Consider the following 24,412-nt stretch of genomic DNA (forward strand, 5'->3'; position numbering starts at 1 on the left):
TCCGCGTCCGGGGTGTTCCGACTCGCCGCCGGTGAGGGCGGCTCACGGTTGCGGGTCAGCGCCGGATTCGCACCGGCTTCCCCCCGTACGGGCATGATGACGACGCGCTCACTCTACCGGCCCCTTTTCGGCCGGTCCGGACGCCGCCGCCGGTGGTCGCACCCCGGGCGCCGGTCCCCTCGCGCGGCTTCCCGGACCGGGCGCGTCCGCCGTCGCGGGGCGGGCTCCCGGCAGCTCGTGCGGCGACGGCGGACAGCCGGAAACTGACGCCCCGTCAGCGACCGTGCCGCCGCACCGTCTCCGGCGGCGCGGCACGGTCCGTTGGTGGTGCGAATCACCCGGCCCGCCCTGCTGGGCCGCGCTACCTGCCGGTAGATTCGAGGCTCGCGGTGTCGTCCCGACCACCCGGCGGGAACTTGTTCCGGATTGACGCGAGCGGTTACGCTCCGGCAAAAGTGAAGTGAGAAGTGAGGGCCGAGAGTGACCGCTGAGGCCGTAGAGGCGGGTACCCCCACGGACCGGTCCACCGGCCGGTCCACCGGCACTCCCGCGGCGGCGGACCGGCCGCTGCGCATCGCGCTCCTCACCTACAAGGGCAACCCCTACTGCGGCGGCCAGGGCGTCTACGTACGGCACCTCTCCCGCGAGCTGGCCCGCCTCGGGCACAGCGTCGAGGTCATCGGCGCCCAGCCCTACCCCGTACTCGACGACGGCGTCCCGCTCACCGAACTCGGCAGTCTCGACCTCTACCGGCAGCCCGACCCCTTCCGGACACCGAAGCGCGGCGAGTACCGCGACTGGATCGACGCACTCGAAGTCGCCACCATGTGGACCGGCGGCTTCCCCGAACCGCTGACCTTCTCGCTCCGCGCCCGCCGCCATCTGGCCGCCCGCCGGGGCGAGTTCGACATCGTCCACGACAACCAGACCCTCGGCTACGGGCTCCTCGGCGACCTCGGCGCCCCCCTCGTCACCACCATTCACCACCCCATCACCGTCGACCGGCGCCTGGAGATCGACGCCGCGGGCAGCAGACTCGCCCGCGCCTCCGTACGCCGCTGGTACGGCTTCACCCGCATGCAGGAGCGCGTCGCGCGCCGGCTGCCGGCCGTGGTCACCGTCTCCGGCAGCTCGAAGCAGGAGATCACCGACCACCTCGGGGTACGGCCCGACCGGATACGGGTCGTCCCCATCGGCGCCGACACGGGCCTGTTCTCGCCGGACCCCGCCGTACCCGAGATCCCGGGCCGGATCGTCACCACCTCCAGCGCCGACGTACCGCTCAAGGGACTCGTCCACCTGGTCGAGGCGCTGGCCAAGCTCCGTACGTCCAATCCGGCGGCGCGTCTCGTCGTTGTCGGCAGGCGCGCCGAGGACGGGCCGGTCTACCGGGCCATCGAGCGGTACGGGCTCGGCGGCGCCGTCGAGTTCGTCAAGGGCATCTCCGACGCCGAGCTGGTCGACCTCGTGCGCGGCGCGCAGATCGCGTGCGTGCCGTCGCTGTACGAGGGGTTCTCGCTGCCCGCCGCCGAGGCCATGGCCACCGGCACCCCGCTGGTCGCCACCACCGGCGGCGCGATCCCCGAGGTGGCGGGCGCCGACGGCGAGAGCTGTCTGGCCGTGCCGCCCGGCGACGCGGACGCCCTGGCCGGCGCGCTCAACAGGCTGCTCGGTGACCGGGAGTTGCGCGAACGGCTTGGTGCGGCGGGGCGCGAGCGCGTGCTGCGCCGGTTCACCTGGGCGCGGGCCGCCGAGGGCACCGTCGAGCTGTACCGCGCGGCCGTCGCCGCACGCGCGGGGGCGGCCCGCTGATGGGGCCTCGCCCCGACTCGTAGCCCGCGGTCCGCAGTTCGCGGCCCGACCCCGTCCCCCCGTCACCCCGGCCCGACCCCGTCCCCCCTCGCCTTCTGAACCCCGACCGCGAAAGCAGGAACCCGTGCTGACCGTGGACTTCTCCCGTTTCCCGCTCGCCGCCGGCGACCGGGTGCTCGATCTGGGGTGCGGCGCGGGCCGGCACGCCTTCGAGTGCTACCGGCGCGGCGCCCAAGTCGTGGCCCTCGACCGGAACGGCGCGGAGATCCGCGAGGTCGCCACCTGGTTCGCCGCGATGAAGGAGGAAGGCGAGGCGCCACCCGGCGCCACCGCCACCGCGATGGAGGGCGACGCGCTCAACCTCCCCTTCCCCGACGAGTCCTTCGACGTCGTGATCATCTCCGAGGTCATGGAGCACATCCCCGACGACAAGGGCGTACTCGCCGAGATGGTCCGCGTCCTGCGGCCCGGCGGCCGGATCGCCGTGACCGTGCCCCGGTACGGCCCCGAGAAGGTCTGCTGGACGCTCTCCGACGCGTACCACGAGGTCGAGGGCGGCCACATCCGCATCTACAGGGCCGACGAACTACTCGGCCGGATGCGGGAAGCCGGGCTCCGGCCGTACGGCACCCATCACGCGCACGCCCTGCACGCGCCCTACTGGTGGCTCAAGTGCGCCTTCGGCGTGGACAACGACCGGGCGCTGCCCGTCCGCGCGTACCACAAGCTGCTCGTCTGGGACATCATGAAGAAGCCCTTCGCGACCCGCTTCGCCGAGCAACTGCTCAACCCCGTCGTCGGCAAGAGCTTCGTCGCCTACGCCACCAAGCCGCACCTGCCGACCGCGGAGGGCAAGTGACCTTGCCCGGTCGCGGCCCCGACCGCACCGAACACCTCGTCCTGCCCGGCGTCCTGACGGCTGATCAGGCCGACGAGACCGTCGCGGGCATCCTCGCCGTACAGCGCCCGGACGGCGCCATCCCCTGGTTCCGCGGCCACCACCTCGACCCGTGGGACCACACCGAGGCCGCCATGGCGCTCGACGCGTCCGGCGAACACGAGGCGGCGGCGCGGGCGTACGAGTGGCTGGCCCGGCACCAGAACGAGGACGGGTCCTGGTACGCCGCCTACGCGGACGGCGACGCCGCCCGGCCCACCGACCTGAGCCGCGAGTCCAACTTCTGCGCGTATCCGGCCGTTGGCGTCTGGCACCACTACCTGGCCACCGGCGACGAGGCGTTCCTCGACCGGATGTGGCCTGTGGTGCGCTCCGCCGTCGAGTTCGTCCTGGCACTCCAGCGGCCCGGCGGGCAGATCGGCTGGAAGCGCGAGGCGGACGGCACCCCCGTCAACGACGCGCTGCTCACCGGCAGTTCGTCCGTGCACCAGGCGCTGCGCTGCGCGCTCGCCATCGCCGAGGAACGCGAAGAGGCCCAGCCCGACTGGGAGTTGGCGGCCGGATCGCTGGCGCACGCGATCCAGGAGCATCCCGAGCGGTTCCTCGACAAGAGCCGCTACTCGATGGACTGGTACTACCCGGTACTCGGCGGCGCGATGAGCGGACCGCGGGCGAAGGCCCGGATCGAGGAGGGCTGGGACCGCTTCGTCGTACCGGAGCTGGGGGTGCGCTGTGTGCTGCCCAATCCGTGGGTGACCGGCGGCGAGAGCTGTGAACTCGCCCTGGCGCTGTGGGTGGTGGGCGAGTCCGACCGGGCGCTGGACGTACTCCAGTCCATCAGCCACCTGCGCGCGGACGGCGGAATGTACTGGACGGGCTACGTCTTCGAGGGGCAAATTGCCTTCTGGCCCGAGGAGTTGACGAGCTGGACCGCCGCGTCACTGCTGCTGGCCGTGGCCGCGCTCGGGGGGGACGAGGCGACCACGGCGGTCTTCAGCGGTGAGCGGCTGCCGTCCGGACTCGACCCGGACTGCTGCGAACGGGTCGGCTGAGGACGGACGTCGGCCGCGCGTTCGGATCCGGCGGGTCCGGCAGGTCCGTCAGACCCGGCGGATCCGACCGGCCAGCCCGTGGCCGACGAACAGGTACACCACGGCCGCGAGACCGTAGCCGCACACCACCCGCGCCCATGCCTCGTCGAAGGTGAACAGGTCGTAGGACCAGCCGGCCAGCCAGCGTGCCGCGTCCTGGACGAAGTTCACCAGGTCGTTGGCGCGGTTGGCGTCCAGCAGGTACATCAAAATCCACAGGCCCAAGATGAAGGCCATGACATCCGCGATCACTATGAGGATCGTGGCTGCTGCGCTGCTTCCACTGCGTTGACGTGAGGCCATGACGTCCGTGTTGCCGCTCCGAGGCGGGTGAAACCCCTACCGGACCCACCTGCTGTGTCTGGTACACGCCAACGGCCCCCCGCCCGGGAGGGCGAGAGGCCGCGGTGCTGCGGGTGTGCGTGGTGAGTGGCGCGGGGTGCTCAGCCGCGCTGGATGCCGGTCGTGTCCTGGAGCAGGCCACGACGGCCGTCCTGCGTCTGGGCGATCAGACCGGGACCGCGCTGCTCGACCGCCAAGTACCAAGTACCGGGCGCGAGTTCGGCGATCGGGGACGGCGAGCCGTCCTCGCCGTACAGGGGACGGGCCACCGGCACGGCGAACCAGAACGGCTCGAAGTTACCGGCGGGCGCGCCCCCCGGCTGTCCACCCTGCGAGGGCTGGCCGGGACCGGGCTGGCCCGGCTGGCCCGGCTGGCCGGGCTGCCCCGGCTGGGCACCGCCGTACGCGGGCTGGGGCTGACCCGGCTGGCCACCGAACGGCGGCTGCTGGGCGCCCGGGTAGCCGTAACCCTGGCCGGGCTGGCCCGGCTGGCCGTACGGCGACGCGACCTGCGGCTTCGGGGCGCCGACGAGGGGCGCCTTGAGGGCGGGGACGAGCGGGGTGGCGAGGGCGCCCGCGGCGAGGACGATGGCGGAGAGCAGGCCGAGGATCATGCCGGCGCCCGCGTTGTCCGCGTCGATGATGTTCCAGAACGCGGTCCACAGGGCGAAGACGGTCAGGGCGACACCGAACTGGCCGATGTCGAGCCCGGCCACCTTGCGGCCCGGCATGCCACGTCCGACGACGATCAGCGCGGCACCGATGATGCCGGTGATGAACATGCTCATCACCAGGCCGAGCACGTCCCAGGCGTTCGGGCTGTCGAAGCCCGAACAGTCGACACCTTGCGGGCAGTCGATGCTGGACAGGCCGAGGAACGAGGCGATGAACAGCACCACCGCTGCTCCGATCACCACGCCATCGCCTCGTGTGAGGGAGCGGATGTTCACGTGAAGAGTCCTTCGTAGATCGTCTCGTCGGGGCGGTCGCCACCGGCGCGAGGGCGACGGTGCGGAGTGCGAAGCTCGGGGGCGGCTCCCTATCGTACGGATAAATCTAGCGTCTGCCCGAGCGGGGCGTCTCCTTGGTTCCGGGCCACCTCAGGAGAGGACCACGGCGGGCCCTCCAACGGTTGCGGGAGTGCGCGCCGAAGAATCGATCCCCGTCTTTTCGTTGTGAATCCGTTGCCGTTTCCGGCAGTTCGGACGGTGTTCCCCGGCGTTCTCCCGCGTTCCCCCGAGTTTTGTCCGCGCTCGTGTCCGCGCTCGTGTACGCGCTTGCGACCGTTGTTCCCGCCGTACGGCTATCGGTTCAGGAAACTACTGATGCCGTCCGCCATTCCCTGCGCCGCCTTCTGGCGCCAGTCGGCGCTCGTCAGCAGGGCGATGTCCTTCGCGTCACGCATGTTGCCGCACTCGACGAACACCTTCGGCACGGTCGACAGATTCAGCCCGCCGAGGTCGTCGCGCACATCAAGTCCCGTGCCCCCGCCGAGGTAATTGGACGGAGCGCTTCCGGTCGTGCGTACGAAATTGCCCGCGACGCGTTCACCGAGTTCGCGCGAGGGACCCACGATCTTCGTGGTGTCGGCTCCGCCCGACTTCACCAGGGCGGGGAGGATGACATGGAAGCCGCGGTTGCCGACGGCCGAGCCGTCCGCGTGGATGGAGATCACGGCATCGGCCTTGGCCTTGTTGCCGATTTCCGCGCGCTCGTCCACACACGGTCCCCACGCGCGGTCGTTCTCGTGTGTGAGTTTCACCGTCGCGCCCTCTTTGCGGAGGAGAGTGCGGAGGCGCTGTGAAACATCGGCGGTGAATTCGGCCTCGGTGTAACCGGAGTTGCCCGCAGTGCCCGTGGTGTCGCATTCCTTGCGGTTGGTTCCGATGTCCACGAGTTTGTTGATCTCGGCCGTGTGCTTGAAGTTGCCCGGATTGTGCCCGGGGTCGATGACGACGGTCCGCCCCGCGAGCGGCCCGTCTCCGGGAGCGGGCCGCGCGTCCCCCGGAGCGGCGTCGTCGCCGGACGCGGACTTCGACGGGGTCTTCGACGGTGACTTCGGGAGCGACGGCCTCGGCTCGGGCCCGGACGACCCCGGCCGCTCGGCCGGGGCGGCGGCGGACGTACTCGCGCCCGGCGCGGGGAGCCCGGCGGGGGCGGCCCCGCCGTCGGCCCCGCCGGTGGCCTGCCAGATCAGCCACCCGGCGAAGGCGCCCGGCACGAGCGCGGCGAGGGCGATGGTGAACGTGCGCCGCGAGGTCCGGCGGCGGCGGGCAGAGGGCTGGCTCTCGTCGTACGACACCCGGCGATGCTAGTGCGTGAAGGCCGGAGCGTCAGGTTCCTGCGCCGGTACGTCGCAGGACACGCAGCGACTCGTACGCCGAGACCTCCGCGAACGCGCCGGACGCCAGCGCGCGCAACCACACCCGGTACGGGGCCTGGCCGCCGTCCGCCGGGTCGGGGAACACATCGTGCACGACCAGCAGCCCGCCCTCGGCGAGATGCGGGGCCCAGCCCTCGTAGTCGCCGTTCGCGTGCGCGTCGGTGTGGCCGCCGTCGATGAACACCAGGCCCAGCGGGCCGCCCCAGACGGCGGCCACCTGCGGCGAGCGGCCCACGATCGCCACGACATGGTCCTCCAGACCGGCCGCGTGGAGCGTGCGGCGGAAGGACGGCAGCGTGTCCATACGGCCGGCCTCGGGGTCCACCACCGCCGGGTCGTGGTACTCCCAGCCGGGCTGCTGCTCCTCGCTGCCGCGGTGGTGGTCGACGGTGAGCGCGGTGACACCGGCGGCGCGGGCGGCGTCGGCGAGCAGGATCGTGGAACGGCCGCAGTACGTGCCGACTTCCAGCAGCGGCAGCCCGAGGGCGGCGGCCTCGGTGGCGGCGGCGTACAGGGCAAGGCCCTCGCCGGCCGGCATGAAGCCCTTGGCGCGCTCGAAGGCGGCGAGGACGTCGGGGGAGGGAGAAGGGGAGAGGGAAGAAGAGAGGGAAGAAGAGAGGGAAGAGGAGAGGGAAAGGGACGGGGTGGTCCCGGCGGTCATCTGTTGTTCCTCCTGCGTGGTGTCGCGTGTGCTCACGCGGCTGCGGTCGCCCATGCTGCGGTCGCCCATGCTGCCGTACGCCGTCCTACGAGCGGACCGCCGCCCGGGGAGCCAGCACGAGATCGACATCCACCGACAGCGCCCCACCGAGATACGTCGCCGGGTGGGCGTGCGGTGCGTAGCCCGTGGCCGAGCCCGCCAGGACGTACCCTCCGGCGGCCGGCGCCGCCAGCGCGTACCGGCCCTCGCCGTCCGCCGTGGTGAGGCCCGCCTGACGGCCGCGCGGGTCGATCAGCGTGACGTTCGCCCGTGCGACGGGGGTGCCGTCGGCGGCGAGCACCCGGCCGTGGAAACCCCGAACGCCGCCGGAAAGGGCCGCGTCGCCCTCGCTGCTCGCCAGCAACTCGGTCCGGGCCGACGCCCGGTGGGCCGGCAGGAACGCCGCCAGCACCAGACCGCCGAGCACGGCGACGGTGGCGATCCCGAACGAGATGCGGAAGCCGTGCAGGCTGGGCACCGCCGTGGGACCCGTACCGATCGCCGTACGCGCCAGCACCATCCCGATGACGGCGCTGGACACGGACGTACCGATCGAACGCGCCAGCGTGTTCAGGCCGTTGGCCGCGCCGGTCTCCTTCGGGTCGACGGCCCCGATGATCAGGGCGGGCAGCGAGGAGTACGCCAGGCCGATGCCCGCGCCCATGATCACCGAGATGACGACGGTCTGCCAGGCGGCGCTCATCATGACCAGCCCGGCGCCGTAGCCGACCGCGATGATTGCCATGCCGATCATCAGCGACACCTTGGGGCCGCGCCGCGCCGAGATCCGGGCGTACAGCGGGGCGACGAGCATCATCGTCAGACCGAGCGGGGCGACGCACAGGCCCGCGACGACCATCGACTGGCCGAGGCCGTAACCGGTCGACGTGGGGAGCTGAAGCAGTTGCGGGAGGATCAGCGACACCGCGTAGAACGCGACGCCGACCATCATCGCGACGAGGTTGGTGAGCAGCACCTCGCGGCGCGCGCTGGTACGGAGGTCGACGAGCGGGGCCTTGAGGCGCAGCTCCATGTACCCCCACAGTCCGAGAACGACGAGGGACACCCCGAACAGAGTGAGCGTCGTGGACGACGTCCAGCCCCATGTGCTGCCCTTCGTGATCGGCAGCAGCAGGGCGACAAGACCCGCCGAGAGCCCGAGCGCGCCGAACCAGTCGAACCGGCCACCGGCCCGCACCGAACTCTCCGGCACCACCAGGACCGTCAGCACCATCGACAGCACACCGAGCCCGGCGGCGCCGAAGAACAGGGTGTGCCAGTCGGCGTGCTGGGCGACCAACGCGGCACCGGGCAGGGCGAGCCCACCACCGACCCCGATCGACGAACTCATCAGGGCCATCGCCGAACCGAGCTTCTCGCGCGGCAACTCGTCACGCATGATGCCGATGCCCAGGGGTATCGCGCCCATCGCGACGCCCTGAAGGGCACGGCCGGCGATCATCACCGTCAAGTTGTCGGTGAACGCGCAGACCAGCGAGCCGACGACCATGACGGCGAGACTCGCGAGCAACATCCGGCGCTTGCCGTACAGATCGCCGAGCCGCCCCACGATCGGGGTGGACACCGCACCGGCCAGCAGGGTCGCCGTGATGACCCATGTCGCGTTGTCGGGCGACGTACGCAGCAGCGCCGGCAGGTCCTTGATGATCGGGACGAGCAGCGTCTGCATGACGGCGACGGTGATCCCGGTGAAGGCGAGCACAGGGACGACGCCGCCGGTCCCCCGCTTACGCGGAACGGCCCCGGGGACGGGGCCGGATCCGGAGTACTTGTCGGGCGTCGCTTGCGGCATAGGTGAAGCCTCCGGGCAGGGGAAGGGTGGGCGGGGCGGTAGGAGTGGACGGGAATAGAACGCTTGGCGGTGGCCCGGTATTCCGGTCCCGGTACGTGGGTTCGTCCTGCCGCCTACAACCTGTCCTACATCGCGCGCCCGGTGTTCGTACATCGAATTCCCGATGTACGGGGCTGGGTCGGCGCTGCGACTATTACCGCCATGGTCCACGTCCCGGCAGTCACCGACAGCGAAACCACCCCCGAACCCGGCGAGCACGAACCCGCCGACGTCGAACCCGTCAAGGCCGAACCCGGTGCCGCCGCCACCCGGTCGGCCCGCACCTGGGCCGTCGTTCTCGCCGCGTGCGCCGGGCAGTTCCTCGTCGTCCTCGACGTCTCCGTCGTGAACGTAGCGCTGCCGTCGATGCGCACCGACCTCGGCCTCAGCACCATCGGTCTCCAGTGGGTGCTCAACGCCTACACGATCGCTTTCGCCGGTTTCATGCTCCTCGGCGGCCGGGCCGCCGACATCTTCGGGCGCAAGCGGATGTTCCTCGCCGGACTCGCGGTCTTCACGACCGCGTCCCTGGCCGGCGGTCTCGCGCAGGAGGGCTGGCAACTGCTCGCCGCCCGGGGCGTGCAGGGCCTCGGCGCCGCCGTACTGGCTCCCGCGACACTCACCATCCTGACCGCCGCCGTCCCCGCAGGGCCGGCCCGGACGCGGGCCATAGCCACCTGGGCGGCGGTCGGCGCGGCCGGTGGCGCGGCGGGCGGGCTCGTCGGCGGCGTACTGACCGACCTGCTGTCCTGGCGCTGGGTGCTGCTGATCAACGTGCCCGCCGGCGCGCTGGTGCTGGTCGCCGCCGTGCTGTGGCTGACGGAGAGCCGGGCGAAGGAGGCGCGGCGCAGGCTGGACCTGCCGGGCGCCGTACTGGTCACCGGCGGCCTCGCCGTCGTCGCGTACGGCATCGTGCAGACCGAGCAGTCGGGCTGGGGAGCCGCGGCGACCCTCGTGCCGCTGCTCGGAGGACTGCTGCTGCTCGCGGCCTTCCTGGTGGTGGAGGCGCGCACGAGGACGCCGCTGATGCCACTGAGACTCTTCCGGGTGCGGGCGGTCTCGGCGGCCAACGCCGGGATGGTGGTGACCGGTTCGGCGTCGTTCGGGATGTGGTTCTTCCTGACCGTCTACGCCCAGAACGTTCTCGGCTACACGCCCCTCCAGGCGGGCCTCGCGCTCATACCCAGCTCACTGAGTGTCGTACTGGGCTCCAAGCTGGCGCCCCTGCTGATGCGGCGCGTCGGCGCCCGGCACGTCGCGGTCATCGGCGCGCTCGTGGGCGCCGCCGGATTCGGCTGGCAGTCGATGATGACCGCCGACGGCACCTTCCTCGGGACGATCCTGGGGCCCGGCATCCTCATGACGGCCGGCGCCGGACTGGCCATGACACCGCTCGCCGCCCTCGCGACGGAGAGCGCGGCACCCGGCGAAGAGGGTCTGGTCTCCGGCCTCGTGAACACCTCGCGGACCATGGGCGGAGCCATCGGCCTCGCGGTCCTCTCGACGGTCGCGGCGGCGCGCACGTCCCACGGGACCGATCCCGTGGCGCTCACCGAGGGGTACGCGCTGGCCTTCCTGACCGGGGCGGGGCTGCTGCTCGCGGCGGCGGTGCTGATGTTCTTCTGGCTGCCGCGGCACTCGGACACGTAACGGCGCACGCGCCCGGTGCACCCGTCCGGCGCACGCGTCGGGCGCACCCGTCCGGCGCACGTGCCTGGCGCGCGCCTCAGAGCCAGCCCTGCCGGCGGGCCGCCCGTACGGCCTCCATGCGGTTACGGGTGTGCGTCTTGCCGATCGCCGACGAGAGGTAGTTCCGTACGGTCGACTCGGACAGATGCAGCTTCGCCGCGATGTCGGCGACGGTCGCCCCGTCCACGGCGGCGTTCAGCGCGTCCCGTTCGCGCGCCGTCAGGGGGCTCGGCCCCGCGCTCAGCGCGGCGGCGGCCAGGGCCGGATCGATCACGGTCTCGCCCGCGAGCACCCGCCGGATCGCCTCGGCCAGCTCCTCCACCGGCCCGTCCTTGACCAGGAAGCCGGCGGCCCCCGCCTCCATGGCCCGGCGCAGATAGCCGGGCCGTCCGAAGGTGGTGAGGATCAGCACCCGGCAGTCGGGGACCTCCTCGCGCAGGTCGGCGGCGGCGTCGAGACCGCTGCGGCCGGGGAGTTCGATGTCGAGCAGCGCCACGTCGGGGCGTGCGGTGAGGGCGGTGGCGACGATGGTGTCCCCGGTGGCCACCTGGGCCACCACCTCCATGTCCCTCTCCATGCCGAGCAGCAGTGCGAGGGCGCCGCGCATCATGCCCTGGTCCTCGGCGAGAAGGACTCTGATCATGCCGGTCGCTCCGATTCCGTCGGTGAAGTCGGTGAAGTCGGTGATTGGGGTGAAGCTGTCGCTGTCGTCGGCACGTCCGTCGCGGGATCCACCGGGAGTACGGCGGTCACCCGGAAGCCGCGTCCCGCCGAGCCCGCCGAGCCCGCTTCGAGTGAACCGCCCGCCACGGCCAGCCGCTCGGTGAGGCCCCTCAGCCCCGTACCGCCGCTCGTCCCCCCACCCACGTCCTCGGCCGGTCCAGAGCGTACGCCGCGACCGTCGTCCGTGATCACCAGCCGGACCTGTTCCGGCGCGCCGTCCACCGTGATCTCGCACCGCGTCGCCCCGCTGTGGCGTACGGCGTTGGTGACGGCCTCCCGGACGACCCAGCCGAGCAGCGCCTCCGTACGCGGCCCCAGCGGCGGCCCCGACTGCCGTACGAGGGGCTCGATCCCGGCGGCGGTCAGCGCGGAGCGCGCCCGGTCCAGCTCGGTCGACAGGCTGCCGTCGCGGTAGCCCGTGACGGCCTCGCGGATCTCGGTCAGCGCCTGCCGGCCGACGGACTCGATGTCGGTGACCTGCGCCAGCGCCGCGTCCATGTCGCGCGGCGCGAGCCTGCGCGCGGCCTCCGACTTCACCACGATCACGGACAGGGTGTGGCCGAGCAGATCGTGCAGGTCACGCGAGAAGCGCAGCCGCTCCTCCTCGACCGCGGAACGCGCCAACTCCTGCCGGGTGGCGCGCAGTTGGACGACCGTCTCGGACAGCGCGAGGATCGCCGCGGTGACCGACATCGAGATGACCGTGCCGTACGCGATGGTGATCGCGCCCCAGCCGTCGTGGAGCGCCGCGATGACCGCGACCGTCGCCGTCAGCGGCGCACCGACCAGGACGAGGTTCCGGCCGCGCAGCACGGTGCCGCAGGCGAGTCCGAAGAGCGGGAAGAACAGCAGCCAGCTCCCGCCGTAGGTGCCGCCGAGACCGAACGTCGTCGCGGCCAGCCCGGCCAGCGCCCACCAGGTGCCCCGGCTGTGCCGCGAGACCGGGTGGAAGGCGCGGAACACCACGTTGATGTAGAGGGAGTTGAAGACCAGCAGACCGATGGCGCCGAACCAGGGGTTGGGGGTCTCGCCCTGGACGAGGTTGGAGAAGGAGCCGAGGCCCAGCAGCAGCCACGGCAGCAGGGCGTAGCCGGAGGGCGGCCCCGGCAGCTGCCCGCGCCGCCCCTTGGTCGCTCTATTTGCCTTGGTCCCTTTGATTCCTTTGATTCCTTTGCCGGTCATACCGTCCTCGCAGACTTGCGGTAGGACGTCACAGCGTACGAACCGAACACGGCCAGCCAGCCGAGGAGTACCGCGACCGCCGCCATACCCGGGGCGTGGCCGGCGGTGGTGGCCCAGCCGAGTTCGGCGAAGCTGTGGGCGGGTGTGTACGCGGCGACGCTCCGCAGCCAGCCGGGGAACGCCTCGATCGGGAACCAGAGCCCGCCGAGCACGGCCAGCCCCATCAGGGCGGCCATGTTGATCACTCCGGCGGTCTGCGCGGAGAGCCGGTAGCCGTTGCCGATCCCGAACAGCGTGAACGGCAGCGTGCCCGCCCACAGCAGCAGCACCAGCACGGCCCACTGCCACGCGTCGAGCCGTACACCGTTGGTCACGGCACCGGCCGTCAGGACCGCCAGGATCGCGGGCAGGACGGTCACCGAGCTGGTGACCGCGCGGCCGAGTACGACCTGACGGGGCCGCATGGGGGTGATGCGCAACTGGCGCAGCCAGCCGAGCGAACGGTCGTCGGCGATGCCGGTGCCGACGCTGACGGCGGCGCCGAGCGCGCCGTAGGCGGCCATGCCGACCATGGCGGTCGTCTTCCAGGCGTCTGTGTCGTCGCCCGCCGGGCCGAGGTTGGTGAACAGCAGATACATCAGCACGGGCATCCCGGCGCTGAAGATCACGAAGCCCGGGTCGCGCAGTGTGCGCCGTACTTCGAGCGTGACGTAGTCGGGCATCACACCGTCTCCTTCGCGTCCTGTGCGGCGGTGAGCGTGAGGAAGGCGTCCTCCAGCGTGGCGTGGGCGACCTCCAGGTTCTTGACCCTGCCGAGGCCGAACAGCGCCATGACGGTCGCGTCGGAGTTGTCCGTACGCAGCCGGGCCCTGTCTCCCCGTACCTCCACCGAGACGACTCCGGGCAGCGTGCCGAGCCCTTCCGTGCCGCGCCCCGCGAGGTCGAAGGCGACGAGATGGCCGCCGACCGCGCGCTTGATGCGCCCGCCGCTGCCGTCGGCGACGATCCGGCCGCGGTCGATGACGACGATCCGGTCGGCGTTGTCGTCCGCCTCGTCCATGTGGTGCGTGGAGAACAGGACGGTGTTGCCCCGGCGGGCGTAGGCGCGCATGGATGTCCAGAACGCGCGCCTGGCCGCCACGTCGAGTGCCGCCGTCGGCTCGTCGAGGACGATCAGCTCGGGGCTGCCGGCGAGGGCGATCGCGAAGCGGACGCGCTGCCACTGGCCGCCGGAGAGCTTGTCGACGCGGCGCCCGGCGAGTTCGGTGAGCCCGGCGAGGTCCAGGGCTTCGGCGACGGGCAGCGGGTGCGGGTAGGTGCTCGCGACGAACGACACCAGCTCGCGCACCTTCGTACGGCGGATCGGCCCGCCCTCCTGGAGCATCGCGCCGACCCGCCCCGAGAGCACGGCGCGCTCGGGGGTGTCGCCGAAGAGACGGACGCGTCCGCTGTCGGGCTCGTCGAGGCCGAGCAGCAGGCTGATCGTGGTGGACTTGCCGGCGCCGTTGCGTCCGAGGAGGGCGATGGTCTCGCCGCGTGCGATGCGCAGATCGACGCCGGCCACCGCGCGTACGGTGCCGAAGGACTTGACGGCTCCTTCGACGCTCACCGCGGGTGCGGGCGGCGTGGTCGCCGTCATTGCTGCTGGTGTTGCCGTTGCCGTTGGCTGTGTCATGCCGACGACGCTACGCAGAGTGGCCGGGCCTCGGCAGATGCGCATGTACGGACCCGGCCGGGACAAATGTCCTGCCCCGGCCCCGGACGGGGCTGTTCGCCCCGTCCGGTGGCTGAGGGCGAGACTCAGAGCGTCTCGATGCTGCTCCCGGGACGGCGGTGGCGGCCATGTGCGGACGACTGCGAGTCGTCCGTCGCGGCGGCCCCGCCCCGATGTTTTCCGTGGCCGGTTTCGTCCCGGTCGCCGGCCGCCTGATGCGGACGGTCCTGGGCCGTGTCTGTTCGGCTTTCAGACATGTGGGAAGTCACTCCGATAAATCGCAGCATCGCTGCTGTGGCTGTTCTCTGGCACACGGAACCGGCCGTCCCCGTTCTTACCGGCCGGACCCGAGCCAAGATACTAACCAGCCCTATCCGGGGGCCGTACGCCCGGTGAGAGGGGCCTGCTGCAACGGAACCGGCTTGCGGACCAGGTGAGTTGGCCGACGTGGGGACCCATTCCCACCTGCGGCTTCCACTTGTGCGGGTTGTGTGGTCAATTCGGGCCGTACGTTCTGCTCGGGCCGTAGGTTCTGTTCGGGCCGTAGGTTCTGCGCCGCGCCGTGCCAGGTGTCCATCGGTACGTCGCGGGGGGCTTCGCGCGGCACCCCCAGCCGGGCCACGCCGCACGGCATCGTGCCGGTGGCGTAGGGCAGTTGGAGCACGCCGTCCCTGGACCAGAGCCCCGTCCCCGTCAACCAGCCCTCGGGCGGAGCCTGTTCCCGGAGCTGTCGCACCGACGGCCGCCATGTCCCCACCCGCGTACCGTCCGGTCCGTCGATCCGCAGTGCGACCGCGCAGCTCTCCGGCATCAGAACCTGCCCCGGCTGCACGGCGAAAGGCGTGACCACGCGGCCGGCCGGCCGCAGGCACTCCGGGAAGCGCACCGGCCGCGCGCTGCCCAACACGCCCCAGCCCAGCAGGTCGCGGCCGGGCGCGTCCGAACGGATCAGCAGCAGACCGCTGTCGGCGTCGGCCAGCAGCAGCCGGTCGTTGCTGCCCTCCGCGATCTGGAGCAACGGGCTGACCTCGCCGCCCCGTTCCAGATCGACGGCGACCGCCTTGACCACACCGTCCAGTTCACGGTCGACGGTGAGCAGCCGCCCCGTACGGTCCAGCCAGACGCCGCCCGTACAGCGCCCGCGCACGGTCGCGACCGGCTCCGGCCCGAAGGCGCCGCCCGCCACCAGCCAGACGGTCGTGCCGCCGTCGCCGGGCGCCAGCGCGTAGGCGCTCGTGCCGTCCGGCGACGGCGGCAGGAGAGTCAACTCCGGGCACTCGACCGCCCCCAGCGGCAGCTCACCCGTCCCCGGCCCGGTCGGATACAGCAGCGAGAACGCCTGCCGCTCCGCCACCCGCCGATGGATCAGCACCCGCCCGTCGGCCAGCGGCAGCACGTCGGTGCCGGGCTCCTCGGGCTGATTGAGGGGGAGCGGCACCGCGTACGGCTCGGGCCCGTCGAGCGTCCACCGCTCGGGGAACCACGCGGCGCCGTCGAAAGGGCCGTTACCGAGAGTCAGCCGGGCCGCGTACGAACCGTCCGCCGCGATCGCGAGCCCCGCCCGCGGGACGTCTCCGTCCGCCGCGACACCCTGCACGCTCTGCACGCCGTCAATGACACAGACTGTCATCGCTCCGTCACCTCCGGCGACGACGCTAGGTTCGCACTCGCTGCCGAACAACACGTGACCACTCGCTTCACACGTACGGGTGGCCGGTCGAGGGTTCGGCTGTGGGAGAGGGGGTGGTTGTGCTCGGAGGCGGGGCGCGTACCCGTGAGCGGGCCACCCGGGGTGACCCTCTGGCCGCCGGCCGCCAGGGGTGAGCGCGTGCCGCAGGAGCCGCCCCGGACCACTCGCCACCGGGCCGAGTAACCTCGCGCCATGAACAGTGGGGCGGACGAGGATGCGCCGGCCCTGGCGGCCCAGGAGATGCTTGCCGCGGGGCGGAGCGAGGAGGAGGTCTTCGCCGAGCTGGCCGCGCGGACGGGCGAGTGGGGTGTCTGCGCGTTGGCCGTGTGCTCTGCCCTGGGCATACCCCGGCCGGAAGCCGAAGCCCGGCTGCGCGAACTCCAGCCGATCTTCGTGGAGTTCGCGGTGGGAGAGGAAGAACTCGTCGCCGACGTCCTCCGCTGGGGGCACATGTTCGTCGTGGACCGAGTACTTGACGAGCGCGGTGAGCGTATCCGCGACCTGCTGGGCACCGCCGCCGGTGCCCGCGGCGGCTGGCCCGGCAGCCTGCTCGGGTGGTTTCGCGGCGGGGAGCTCAGGAAGATCTTCCTGTACTTCGCCAAGACCCGGTTCCGGGACGGGCGGGGCTCGCCGCCCGACTTCTGGGCAGCCATGACGACGGCCGGCGAACTACTGGCGAACGACGCGGGCCCGGACCGGCCGGAGGTGACGGCGGCGCTGGCACACTGCCACGCGCAGGCGGTGGCCCTCGGTGTGCGACAGGGTCTGGGTGCGGGATCAGAGGCGACCGCTGCCGACCAGGGCGGCGATCGCGCCACAGAAGACGGCGACGCCGAACACACGGAACCCGGCCGCGATCGCCGCGAGTCGGTCGTTCATCCGTCCGCCTCCACCGCCTTCTGAGTAACGCGGACGGTCTCCTTCCACTCGGTGGCGATCCCGCAGAGCCTGTCGGTGGCCCGGCAGACGGCGCACTTCTGCGTGTGGGAGAGGAAGCCGGTCCACGCGAAGGCGTCGGCGGCGCGCTTGGAATCCAGCCAGGCGGCGCGGATGTTCTCGGCCGTCAGACAGATCACTCCGGGTGTGCGGCAGTGCGGGCACCCCTGCGAGTGGTTCACGCAGTCCGTGAGCGCCTGTTCGCCGACGGCTCGCAGCGCGGCCAGTTGGTGGTATTGGCTGAACGTCCCGCCGGTCACACCGACATCCGACGCAGGGCGGCCTCAACGGCCCGCAGGATCCCGGGTGTCGGCACGGCGTACGTGCTCGGTACCCACGCCGGTACCTGGCGCTCCCGGAAGAACCCGCGATGCGCGATCACCAACTCGGCCCCGGTGAGCGGTTGTTGGAGCGGGGGAGGCGGGGGTGTTCGTGACTCACGGTCACGTGGGACCAGATGGCTGTCGTACACGTCGATCGCTCCTGCGGAGGCGTTGGCCATGCCCCCAACCGCCGTGGCGCGGCTGCGGGGGTCTGCTGGCCATCAACGCTAGGGCGTGTTGCGAAAGTAGCGCCGTCCGCCCGAAGGGCGGGGCCGACGGCGTCTGGTGCGTGCGATCGCAAGGCGGAGGATCGTTCTCGTACTGGACGTACTTGGATGATTCCGACAACGCGGCGAGTGCGCGTGCCAGGCGTCGTCGGCCAGGCGGGACTTTCGAAACATGCCCTAGGAGCGTGAGGGACCTGATGGGGGCACGGATTGTGCCCCCTCGCTCATGCGGCGAGAAGATCCATCTTCACGGCGAGAGTGGCCGCACGGCGCCTGCGCTCAGGGCTCTTCGACTCTGCCTCTTCCAGCACGATCCGCTTCGCGTAGCCGTTGTACTTGATCGTCTCGGGTGCCGCCTCGTGCGCCTTGTCGAGCGTGGCCAGTGCGACGTCAGGCTGCCGGTCGAGGTGATAGCCGCGCGCTACCTCGATACGGTGCCGCGCCCTGCGAGGGCGGGACGGAATGGTGGCGGCGTCGGTCGCCGCCGCCTGCCGTACGGACTCGCCGCCCGCGTGAAGCTCGACAGCGACGGTCACCGCGTGGGCGGCCATGATCGGCCGGGAGAAGGACGTGACCGGGTCGAAGTAGTCGGTCGGCAAACGCGCTGCCATGTCCCGCGCTTGGTCCCAGTAGCGCCATGCGGTACCCGTCTCACCGCGCCGTGCGGCCGTGTATCCGGCTTCGAAGGTGAGCGCTCCCGCGATAGCCAGCACAGTGTGCGGTGCGTCAGGCAAAAGGGGTTCCAAGTACCGCAGAGTCTCCAGGTTCACCGCGTCGGCCGCGTCGAAGTGCGCGGGACCCGAGTCCCGATGCGCCTGCGCGGCGAGCCACGCGGCTACGCCGATGGCGCGCGGATCGTCGGACTCCTGAGCGGCGACCAGGCCGCGTTCGGCGACCCTCCACAACAGGGGCGCGTCCGGCTGGTACGCGACGAAGAACTGCGCCAGCGAGTAGACCTCGGACAGCACGGCCTGTGCCGCGCGCCGTTCCACCGCCCGCTCGGCCTGTCGTACGCCCAACTGCGCGTCCCGGATGAGGTTGGGCAGCAGAGCCCCCACCACATCTCGGTGATTGGGGGCCGAGTGCCGTGCCGCCCACGCACGGGCGAGCCGTGCGCGAAGGTGCGCGGTGGGTGGGGCCTCCGCCTGCGGAGCGGCGAAGGGGTACGCGTCGACGGCCGCCCTGACGGCGCCAAGCCGTGGGTGTCCCGGGCCGGCGAACAGATCTATCCGGACGCTCTCATCCCCGGTGAGCTCGGACAGCTCCCGAACCCGCAGGATCTCGGCGATCCGCAGAATCACCGCGAGCTTGGGCGTCTTGAGCCGTCCGCTCTCCACACCCTTGACCCACGATCCGGTGCGCCCGAGCAACCCCCCGAGCTGTTCACGGGTCACGCCCCTGCGCGTGCGGAGGATCTGAAGGCGCTGGCCGAAGACCAACGGATCGGCGTACGGGTCAGGGGTGGCATCTGGAGACATCACGGCTTTGCCTCTCCTTGCGCAGCTTCGTCGCTTCCAGGGTAGGGCGCAGCGCCCTTCCGCTGTGGTGATGTGCGCCGTTCTCCGGGCGAGTTGACGAACCACGTTACGGACGCCGGTGGCACGGGACGCGGACCCGGCCGCTCCCGGCGTCGGCAGACGGGGGAGCGGTTGTCGCGTAGCCGTCCTGACCTGCTACGTTCCTGTGGACCGTAAGTAAGGTACCCCTAAGTAAGATGCTTGGAGCGCAGATGTCCGTCAGACGCCGCGGCACCGCCGCACTCGTGGCCCTCGCCGCCGCCCTCTCCCTCGCGGCCTGCGGAAGCGACGGAGGGTCCGACGAGAAGTCGGCCCCCGGCGCCGGCGCGGACAAGAAGGCCGTCGCGCAGGGCGGCGAGGACTTCGCGGAGGCGGCGAAGAAGACCGCGGGCTACGGCACCGACGCCAAGCCGGGCGAGTTCCCCCGTACCGTCACCCACGCCATGGGCGAGACCGTCCTGAAGGCGCGGCCGGAGCGGGTCATCGTGCTCGACGTCGGCGAGTTCGACAACGTCGTCTCGCTCGGTGTCGAACCGGTCGGCTACGCGCCCACCGAGGGCGACGAGGGCATACCCGCCTACCTGAAGAAGGGCGCGGGCAGCCCGTCGAGCGTCGGCACCATCAACGGCCTCAACCTGGAGGCCATCGCGGCCCTCAAGCCCGACCTCATCCTCGGCAGCCAGCTCCGCGCCGCCGACAAGTACGACGAGCTGTCGGCCATCGCCCCCACCGTGTTCTCCATCCGCCCCGGCTTCACGTGGAAGGAGAACTTCCGGCTCAACGCCGCGGCGCTCGACCGCGGCGCGGCGGCCGAGAAGGCGCTCGGCGCGTACGACACGAAGGTCAAGGCGCTGTCCGCCGACATCGGCGCCGACAAGCCGACCGTCTCGATGGTGCGCTACATGCCGGGCAAGATCCGGCTGTACGCCAAGGCGTCCTTCATCGGCACGATCCTCGACGACGCCGGCCTGCCGCGGCCCGCGAACCAGCAGATCAACGATCTCGCCGTCGAGGTCAGCCCCGAGAAGATCGACGAGGCGGACGCCGACTGGATCTTCACCGGCGTGTACGGCGACCCCAAGGCCACCCAGCGGGACACCGCGCGTTCCAACCCGCTCTGGAAGAACCTCAAGGCCGTCGAGTCGGGACAGGCCGAGGACGTACCGGACGAGACCTGGTACCTGGGCCTCGGCGTCACGGCGGCGGAGCTGGTGCTGGACGACCTGCGCGGGTATCTGGCGAAGTGACGCGGGCGGGGCGAATGCGTGCCACCGGCCATGGTGGGAGCACCATGGCCGGCAGGTAGCCTTTGCACCGTGCCCCGCCTGTCCGAAGTCCTCGCCCAGTTCGACGCCCTCTGGCCGCCCGAGCGAGCCGAACAGTGGGACGCCGTCGGCACCGTCTGCGGTGATCCCGACGCCCCGGTGACCCGTGTGCTGATCGCCGTCGACCCCGTCCAGGACGTCGTGGACGAGGCCCTGCGGCTCGGCGCCGATCTGATCCTCACCCACCACCCGCTCTATCTGCGCGGGACGACGACGGTCTCCGCCGGCACCTTCAAGGGCCGCGTCGTGCACACGCTCATCAAGCACGACATCGCGCTGCACGTCGCGCACACCAACGCGGACAGCGCCGACCCGGGTGTCTCCGACGCCCTCGCCGGCGCGCTCGACCTGCGTGTCGTACGCCCCCTGGTGCCCGACCCGACCGACCCGGCCGGCCGCCGGGGTCTGGGCCGGATCTGTGAACTCGACCGCCCGGCGACCCTCCGCGACTTCGCCGCGCGTGCCGCGCACCGGCTGCCCGCCACCGCGCAGGGCATCCGGGTGGCCGGCGACCCCGACGCCCTCGTGCGCACCGTCGCCGTGAGCGGCGGATCCGGCGACAGCCTCTTCGACCAGGTACGGGCGGCGGGCGTGGACGTCTTCCTCACCGCCGACCTGCGCCACCACCCGGCCTCCGAGGCCACCCAGCACTCACCGCTGGCGCTGGTCGACGCCGCGCACTGGGCCACCGAGTGGCCCTGGTGCGAACTGGCGGCCACCCAGCTCGACGAGATTTCCGACCGCCACGGCTGGGACCTGCGGGTCCACGTCTCGAAGACGGTCACCGACCCCTGGTCCGCCCACCACTCCTCAGGAGCCCCCAACTGAACGCCGAACCCGCCGACCAGATCCGACTCCTCGACGTCCAGGCCCTCGACACACGACTCCAGCAGATCGCCCACCGGCGCGAGTCGCTGCCCGAGCACGCCGAGATCGAGTCGCTGACCAAGGACCTCACACAGCTGCGCGACCTGCTGGTCGCCTCGCAGACCGAGGAGAGCGACACCGCCCGCGAGCAGACGAAGGCGGAGCAGGACGTCGACCAGGTTCGCCAGCGCTCCGTACGCGACCAGCAGCGCCTGGACTCGGGCGCCGTCACCTCGCCCAAGGATCTGGAGAGCCTTCAGCGCGAGATCGTCTCGCTCGCCAAGCGCCAGGGTGACCTGGAGGACGTCGTCCTTGAGGTCATGGAGCGCCGTGAGGCCGCGCAGGAACGTGCCGCCGAGCTGACCGGACGCGTCTCCTCCGTCCAGGCCAAGACGGACGACGCCCTCGCGCGCCGCGACGCCGCCACCGAGAAGCTCGCCGCCGAGGAGTCGACGGCGGCCAAGGAGCGCGAGACCGTCTCGGCGACGATCCCCGCCGACTTCCTCAAGCTGTACGAGAAGCTGCGCGTGCAGCAGGGTGGCGTCGGCGCGGCCCGCCTCTACCAGCGCCGCTGCGAGGGCTGCCGGCTGGAGCTGAACATCACCGAGGTCAACGAGGTCAAGGCGGCGAGCCCCAGCACCGTCCTGCGGTGCGAGAACTGCCGCCGTATCCTCGTCCGTACCGCCGAATCGGGTCTGTAGATGCCGAAATTCGTCGTCGAGGCGGACGGCGGGTCGCGGGGCAACCCGGGCCCGGCGGGTTACGGCGCCGCCGTCATCGACGCGGTGACCGGTGAGACGCTCGCCGAGGCCGCCGAGTACATCGGCGTCGCCACGAACAACGTCGCCGAGTACAAGGGGCTGATCGCCGGCCTGAAGGCCGCGAAGGCGCTCGACCCGGCCGCCGACGTACATGTGCGGATGGACTCCAAGCTCGTCGTGGAGCAGATGTCGGGCCGCTGGAAGATCAAGCACCCGGACATGAAGCCGCTGGCCGCCGAGGCCGCGCGGATCCTGCCGGCGGGGCAGGTCCGCTACGAGTGGATCCCCCGCGAGAAGAACAAGCACGCCGACCGGCTCGCCAACGAGGCGATGGACGCGGGCAAGAAGGGCAAGCAGTGGGAGCCGTCCGCTTCCACGGCGGAGCTGGACGCGGGTGCGCGGCGTGGTGCCCGGCAGTCGGCCGGCGCTCCCGCCCCGGCGGGGCCGCCGGGGGACGCGGCGGCCGGCGCGGCCAAGGCGCGTGCGGCGCTGGCCGCCTCGTTCGAGCTGTCCGCCGCCGTCCCCGAACAGGCCGCGCCCACCTCCGGCTGGGGCGCCGCCGACCTCGGCACGCCCGCCACGTTCGTCCTGCTGCGGCACGGCGAGACCGCCCTCACGCCCGAGAAGCGCTTCTCGGGCAGCGGCGGCAGTGACCCGGAGCTGTCGGCGGTCGGCCGCCGGCAGGCCGACGCCGTCGCGACGGCCCTGGCCGCCCGCGGCACGATCCAGGCCGTCGTCTCCTCGCCGCTGCGGCGCTGCCGCGAGACGGCCGACGCCGTCGCCACCCGGCTCGGCCTGGCGGTCGGCATCGAGGACGGGCTGCGCGAGACGGACTTCGGCGCCTGGGAAGGGCTGACGTTCACCGAGGTCAGGGAGCGGTACGCGGACGATCTCAGCGCCTGGCTGGCCTCGCCCGACGTGGCGCCCACGGGCGGCGGCGAGAGCTTCACCTCGGTCGCGACGCGGGTCGCCGCGAGCCGTGACGCGCTGCTGGCCAGGCACCCGGGCCGCACGGTGCTGGTCGTCACACATGTGACGCCGGTGAAGACCTTGGTCCGACTGGCACTGGGCGCGCCGCCCGAGTCCCTGTTCCGGATGGAGCTGTCGGCGGCGTCGCTGTCGGCGGTCGCCTACTACGCGGACGGCAACGCGTCGTTGCGTCTGCTGAACGACACGTCGCATCTGCGCTGAGCGGGCGGGGGGGGGTGTGCGGGAGTGGGGGGAGTGGTGGCGTGGGCTGGCAACTGACCGAGGACGCCGAGGAGTTCCGTACGGCGGCCGGTCCGTGCCTCGCGCGGGAGGCCGCGCGGTCGACGCTGCTGCTGACGATCAGCGAGTCGGTCCGGACCGGCGGGGTACGGGCGCCCGTACGGTTCGGCCTCTGGCGGGAGTACGAGGACGCCCCGGTGTCCGCGGCCTTCCTCCAGACGCTGCCCCTGCGCCCGCTGCTCGGCCCGATGCCGGACCGGGCGGCGCGCGAACTCGTCCCCGTACTGCGCGCCGTCGAACCGGAGTTGGGTTCCGTGGAGGGCGAGCAGGGGTGCGCGGAGGCGTTCGCCGCCGAGTGGACCGGCCGCCGCGGCGGCGGGCGGGTCTCGCACCGGGTACGGCTGTTCCGCCTCGGCGAGCTGACCCCGCCGGACCCCGCCCCCGCCGGCCGGTCCCGGCTCGCGGCCGGCGCCGATCTGCCGCTCGTCACCGAGTGGTTGAGCGCCTTCGCCGCCGACACCGGCCAGCCGGGCGGGGATTACGGACGGGCCGCGGCCGAGCGCGTCGCCGGCGGCCGGCTCTGGGTGTGGGACGTCGCGGGCGCCCCGGTGTCGATGGCCTCGGTCTCACCGATCGTCGCGGGCCAGGCCCGGGTGTCCCCCGTCTACACGCCACTTCGGCTGCGCGGACGCGGCTACGGAGGTGCGGTCACGGCGGCGGTCAGCCGGGCGACGCGAGACGCCGGGGCCGAACAGGTGCTGCTCTTCACGGACTTGGCGAACCCGACGAGCAACGCGCTCTACCAGCGGCTGGGATACCGGCCGTTGACGGGCCGTCAGGTGCTGACCTTCGCATGAGCCGGACCCACAGGTTCTCGGCCGCCGTGCGTACGCGCTCGTCGCGGACGAAGGCGGGCCAAGGCACCCGCCTCCCCTTGGTGTTGAAGTGCCCGACCGCACCGCAAGTGCGTGGAGTCGCGCCGTGAGGTCAGAGACGCGCTGAGATCGGTGACGCCCTGAGGTGAGGGAGCGGCCGGGCGTGATCCTCGCCCCGTTCACCGCCGATGTCCTGACCGCGGCGGCGGCATCAGCCCTGGACGCCGCGTCACGGGAATGGCCGCGGTCGCGAGGAACGGCGGACCGGGGTGAGCCGCCGGCGGAAGCGCCGGGCG

At 72.0% G+C, this 24,412-nt stretch carries 23 protein-coding genes and 1 riboswitch; of the genes, 10 read left to right on the forward strand and 13 right to left on the reverse strand.

The genetic code is table 11. The features are described 5' to 3' along the window. Positions 1 to 10 precede the first annotated feature (10 nt). A riboswitch (cobalamin riboswitch) is annotated at positions 11 to 83 on the reverse strand. 397 nt (positions 84 to 480) lie between these two features. From OG700_RS28775 to OG700_RS28785, 3 genes are all read left to right on the forward strand, one after another. Then, positions 481 to 1,812 (forward strand): glycosyltransferase family 4 protein, encoded by a 1,332-nt coding sequence (locus OG700_RS28775; RefSeq protein ID WP_405618543.1) that lies wholly within the window; start codon positions 481 to 483, stop codon positions 1,810 to 1,812. Positions 1,813 to 1,936: 124 nt separating this feature from the next. Continuing rightward, entirely contained in the window at positions 1,937 to 2,671 is a 735-nt protein-coding gene (locus OG700_RS28780; protein WP_405618545.1) for a methyltransferase domain-containing protein, read from the forward strand. A gap of 2 nt (positions 2,672 to 2,673) precedes the next feature. Next, positions 2,674 to 3,762 carry a prenyltransferase gene (locus OG700_RS28785; RefSeq protein WP_405622046.1) on the forward strand — a complete coding sequence of 363 codons (1,089 nt, stop codon included), beginning with the start codon at positions 2,674 to 2,676 and terminating at the stop codon, positions 3,760 to 3,762. Positions 3,763 to 3,810: 48 nt separating this feature from the next. On the opposite strand, the gene OG700_RS28790 is transcribed toward OG700_RS28785, so the two are convergent. The 5 genes from OG700_RS28790 to OG700_RS28810 form a co-directional block, all read right to left on the reverse strand. Further along, positions 3,811 to 4,104, reverse strand: coding sequence for a hypothetical protein (locus OG700_RS28790; protein WP_405618547.1), 294 nt, complete (start codon positions 4,102 to 4,104; stop codon positions 3,811 to 3,813). A gap of 140 nt (positions 4,105 to 4,244) precedes the next feature. Then, entirely contained in the window at positions 4,245 to 5,093 is an 849-nt protein-coding gene (locus OG700_RS28795) for a hypothetical protein (protein WP_405618550.1), read from the reverse strand. 353 nt (positions 5,094 to 5,446) lie between these two features. Then, complete coding sequence (locus OG700_RS28800; RefSeq protein ID WP_405618552.1) at positions 5,447 to 6,445, reverse strand: N-acetylmuramoyl-L-alanine amidase; 999 nt, start codon at positions 6,443 to 6,445, stop codon at positions 5,447 to 5,449. Between the two features lie 31 nt (positions 6,446 to 6,476). Next, the gene (locus tag OG700_RS28805) at positions 6,477 to 7,064 is read right to left on the reverse strand and encodes a class I SAM-dependent methyltransferase (RefSeq protein ID WP_405622048.1); all 588 of its coding nucleotides are present in this window, start codon (positions 7,062 to 7,064) and stop codon (positions 6,477 to 6,479) included. A 208-nt stretch (positions 7,065 to 7,272) separates the two neighbouring features. Beyond that, on the reverse strand, positions 7,273 to 9,039 hold the full coding sequence (locus tag OG700_RS28810; protein WP_405618554.1) for an MFS transporter: 1,767 nt from the start codon (positions 9,037 to 9,039) through the stop codon (positions 7,273 to 7,275). 201 nt (positions 9,040 to 9,240) lie between these two features. On the opposite strand from OG700_RS28810, the gene OG700_RS28815 reads away from it, so the two are divergent. Beyond that, a complete protein-coding gene (locus OG700_RS28815; protein ID WP_405618556.1) occupies positions 9,241 to 10,728 on the forward strand; it encodes an MFS transporter in 1,488 nt (495 codons plus the stop codon). A gap of 76 nt (positions 10,729 to 10,804) precedes the next feature. Here OG700_RS28815 and OG700_RS28820 read toward each other — a convergent pair whose 3' ends face one another. The 5 genes from OG700_RS28820 to OG700_RS28840 form a co-directional block, all read right to left on the reverse strand. Then, the gene (locus OG700_RS28820; protein ID WP_405618559.1) at positions 10,805 to 11,410 is read right to left on the reverse strand and encodes a response regulator; all 606 of its coding nucleotides are present in this window, start codon (positions 11,408 to 11,410) and stop codon (positions 10,805 to 10,807) included. Beyond that, positions 11,407 to 12,672 carry a sensor histidine kinase gene (locus OG700_RS28825; protein ID WP_405618561.1) on the reverse strand — a complete coding sequence of 422 codons (1,266 nt, stop codon included), beginning with the start codon at positions 12,670 to 12,672 and terminating at the stop codon, positions 11,407 to 11,409. Before OG700_RS28825 ends, OG700_RS28820 begins: the two co-directional genes overlap by 4 nt. Next, positions 12,669 to 13,394 (reverse strand): ABC transporter permease, encoded by a 726-nt coding sequence (locus tag OG700_RS28830; protein ID WP_405618564.1) that lies wholly within the window; start codon positions 13,392 to 13,394, stop codon positions 12,669 to 12,671. Before OG700_RS28830 ends, OG700_RS28825 begins: the two co-directional genes overlap by 4 nt. After that, the gene (locus OG700_RS28835; protein ID WP_405618567.1) at positions 13,394 to 14,311 is read right to left on the reverse strand and encodes an ABC transporter ATP-binding protein; all 918 of its coding nucleotides are present in this window, start codon (positions 14,309 to 14,311) and stop codon (positions 13,394 to 13,396) included. Before OG700_RS28835 ends, OG700_RS28830 begins: the two co-directional genes overlap by 1 nt. Positions 14,312 to 14,756: 445 nt before the next feature. Continuing rightward, on the reverse strand, positions 14,757 to 16,016 hold the full coding sequence (locus OG700_RS28840) for a hypothetical protein (protein WP_405618569.1): 1,260 nt from the start codon (positions 16,014 to 16,016) through the stop codon (positions 14,757 to 14,759). A 252-nt stretch (positions 16,017 to 16,268) separates the two neighbouring features. Between OG700_RS28840 and OG700_RS28845 the strand changes: the two genes are divergently transcribed. Continuing rightward, complete coding sequence (locus OG700_RS28845; RefSeq protein ID WP_405618572.1) at positions 16,269 to 16,979, forward strand: hypothetical protein; 711 nt, start codon at positions 16,269 to 16,271, stop codon at positions 16,977 to 16,979. Here the strand turns inward: OG700_RS28845 and OG700_RS28850 are convergent. From OG700_RS28850 to OG700_RS28860, 3 genes are all read right to left on the reverse strand, one after another. Continuing rightward, entirely contained in the window at positions 16,952 to 17,272 is a 321-nt protein-coding gene (locus OG700_RS28850; protein WP_405618575.1) for a hypothetical protein, read from the reverse strand. The genes OG700_RS28845 and OG700_RS28850 overlap by 28 nt on opposite strands. Next, the gene (locus tag OG700_RS28855) at positions 17,269 to 17,514 is read right to left on the reverse strand and encodes a hypothetical protein (RefSeq protein ID WP_405618577.1); all 246 of its coding nucleotides are present in this window, start codon (positions 17,512 to 17,514) and stop codon (positions 17,269 to 17,271) included. Before OG700_RS28855 ends, OG700_RS28850 begins: the two co-directional genes overlap by 4 nt. A 272-nt stretch (positions 17,515 to 17,786) precedes the next feature. After that, on the reverse strand, positions 17,787 to 19,040 hold the full coding sequence (locus OG700_RS28860; protein ID WP_405618579.1) for a helix-turn-helix domain-containing protein: 1,254 nt from the start codon (positions 19,038 to 19,040) through the stop codon (positions 17,787 to 17,789). A 251-nt stretch (positions 19,041 to 19,291) separates the two neighbouring features. On the opposite strand from OG700_RS28860, the gene OG700_RS28865 reads away from it, so the two are divergent. The 5 genes from OG700_RS28865 (at position 19,292) to OG700_RS28885 (ending at position 24,098) form a co-directional block, all read left to right on the forward strand. Further along, positions 19,292 to 20,326, forward strand: a complete 1,035-nt coding sequence (locus OG700_RS28865) for an ABC transporter substrate-binding protein (protein ID WP_405618581.1) — start codon at positions 19,292 to 19,294, stop codon at positions 20,324 to 20,326. A gap of 69 nt (positions 20,327 to 20,395) precedes the next feature. Next, positions 20,396 to 21,232: a Nif3-like dinuclear metal center hexameric protein gene (locus tag OG700_RS28870; protein ID WP_405618584.1), complete on the forward strand. Its 837-nt coding sequence runs from the start codon at positions 20,396 to 20,398 to the stop codon at positions 21,230 to 21,232. Then, positions 21,229 to 21,972: a zinc ribbon domain-containing protein gene (locus tag OG700_RS28875; protein WP_405622050.1), complete on the forward strand. Its 744-nt coding sequence runs from the start codon at positions 21,229 to 21,231 to the stop codon at positions 21,970 to 21,972. The genes OG700_RS28870 and OG700_RS28875 overlap by 4 nt, the downstream gene beginning before the upstream one ends. Further along, on the forward strand, positions 21,973 to 23,223 hold the full coding sequence (locus tag OG700_RS28880) for a bifunctional RNase H/acid phosphatase (RefSeq protein ID WP_405618586.1): 1,251 nt from the start codon (positions 21,973 to 21,975) through the stop codon (positions 23,221 to 23,223). Positions 23,224 to 23,264: 41 nt separating this feature from the next. Then, the gene (locus OG700_RS28885) at positions 23,265 to 24,098 is read left to right on the forward strand and encodes a GNAT family N-acetyltransferase (RefSeq protein WP_405618588.1); all 834 of its coding nucleotides are present in this window, start codon (positions 23,265 to 23,267) and stop codon (positions 24,096 to 24,098) included. The last annotated feature ends 314 nt before the right edge of the window (positions 24,099 to 24,412 follow it).

The organism is Streptomyces sp. NBC_01508 (assembly GCF_045040315.1).
GTDB lineage: Bacteria > Actinomycetota > Actinomycetes > Streptomycetales > Streptomycetaceae > Streptomyces.

Coding starts and splice junctions, on each gene's coding strand:
- OG700_RS28855 (WP_405618577.1), bottom strand. CDS start 17,514: ATGGCCAACGCCTCCGCAGGAGCGATCGACGTGTACGACAGCCATCTG.
- OG700_RS28820 (WP_405618559.1), bottom strand. CDS start 11,410: ATGATCAGAGTCCTTCTCGCCGAGGACCAGGGCATGATGCGCGGCGCC.
- OG700_RS28865 (WP_405618581.1), top strand. CDS start 19,292: ATGTCCGTCAGACGCCGCGGCACCGCCGCACTCGTGGCCCTCGCCGCC.
- OG700_RS28810 (WP_405618554.1), bottom strand. CDS start 9,039: ATGCCGCAAGCGACGCCCGACAAGTACTCCGGATCCGGCCCCGTCCCC.
- OG700_RS28860 (WP_405618579.1), bottom strand. CDS start 19,040: ATGTCTCCAGATGCCACCCCTGACCCGTACGCCGATCCGTTGGTCTTC.
- OG700_RS28835 (WP_405618567.1), bottom strand. CDS start 14,311: ATGACGGCGACCACGCCGCCCGCACCCGCGGTGAGCGTCGAAGGAGCC.
- OG700_RS28830 (WP_405618564.1), bottom strand. CDS start 13,394: ATGCCCGACTACGTCACGCTCGAAGTACGGCGCACACTGCGCGACCCG.
- OG700_RS28825 (WP_405618561.1), bottom strand. CDS start 12,672: ATGACCGGCAAAGGAATCAAAGGAATCAAAGGGACCAAGGCAAATAGA.
- OG700_RS28845 (WP_405618572.1), top strand. CDS start 16,269: ATGAACAGTGGGGCGGACGAGGATGCGCCGGCCCTGGCGGCCCAGGAG.
- OG700_RS28805 (WP_405622048.1), bottom strand. CDS start 7,064: ATGCCGGCCGGCGAGGGCCTTGCCCTGTACGCCGCCGCCACCGAGGCC.
- OG700_RS28815 (WP_405618556.1), top strand. CDS start 9,241: ATGGTCCACGTCCCGGCAGTCACCGACAGCGAAACCACCCCCGAACCC.
- OG700_RS28840 (WP_405618569.1), bottom strand. CDS start 16,016: ATGACAGTCTGTGTCATTGACGGCGTGCAGAGCGTGCAGGGTGTCGCG.
- OG700_RS28790 (WP_405618547.1), bottom strand. CDS start 4,104: ATGGCCTCACGTCAACGCAGTGGAAGCAGCGCAGCAGCCACGATCCTC.
- OG700_RS28880 (WP_405618586.1), top strand. CDS start 21,973: ATGCCGAAATTCGTCGTCGAGGCGGACGGCGGGTCGCGGGGCAACCCG.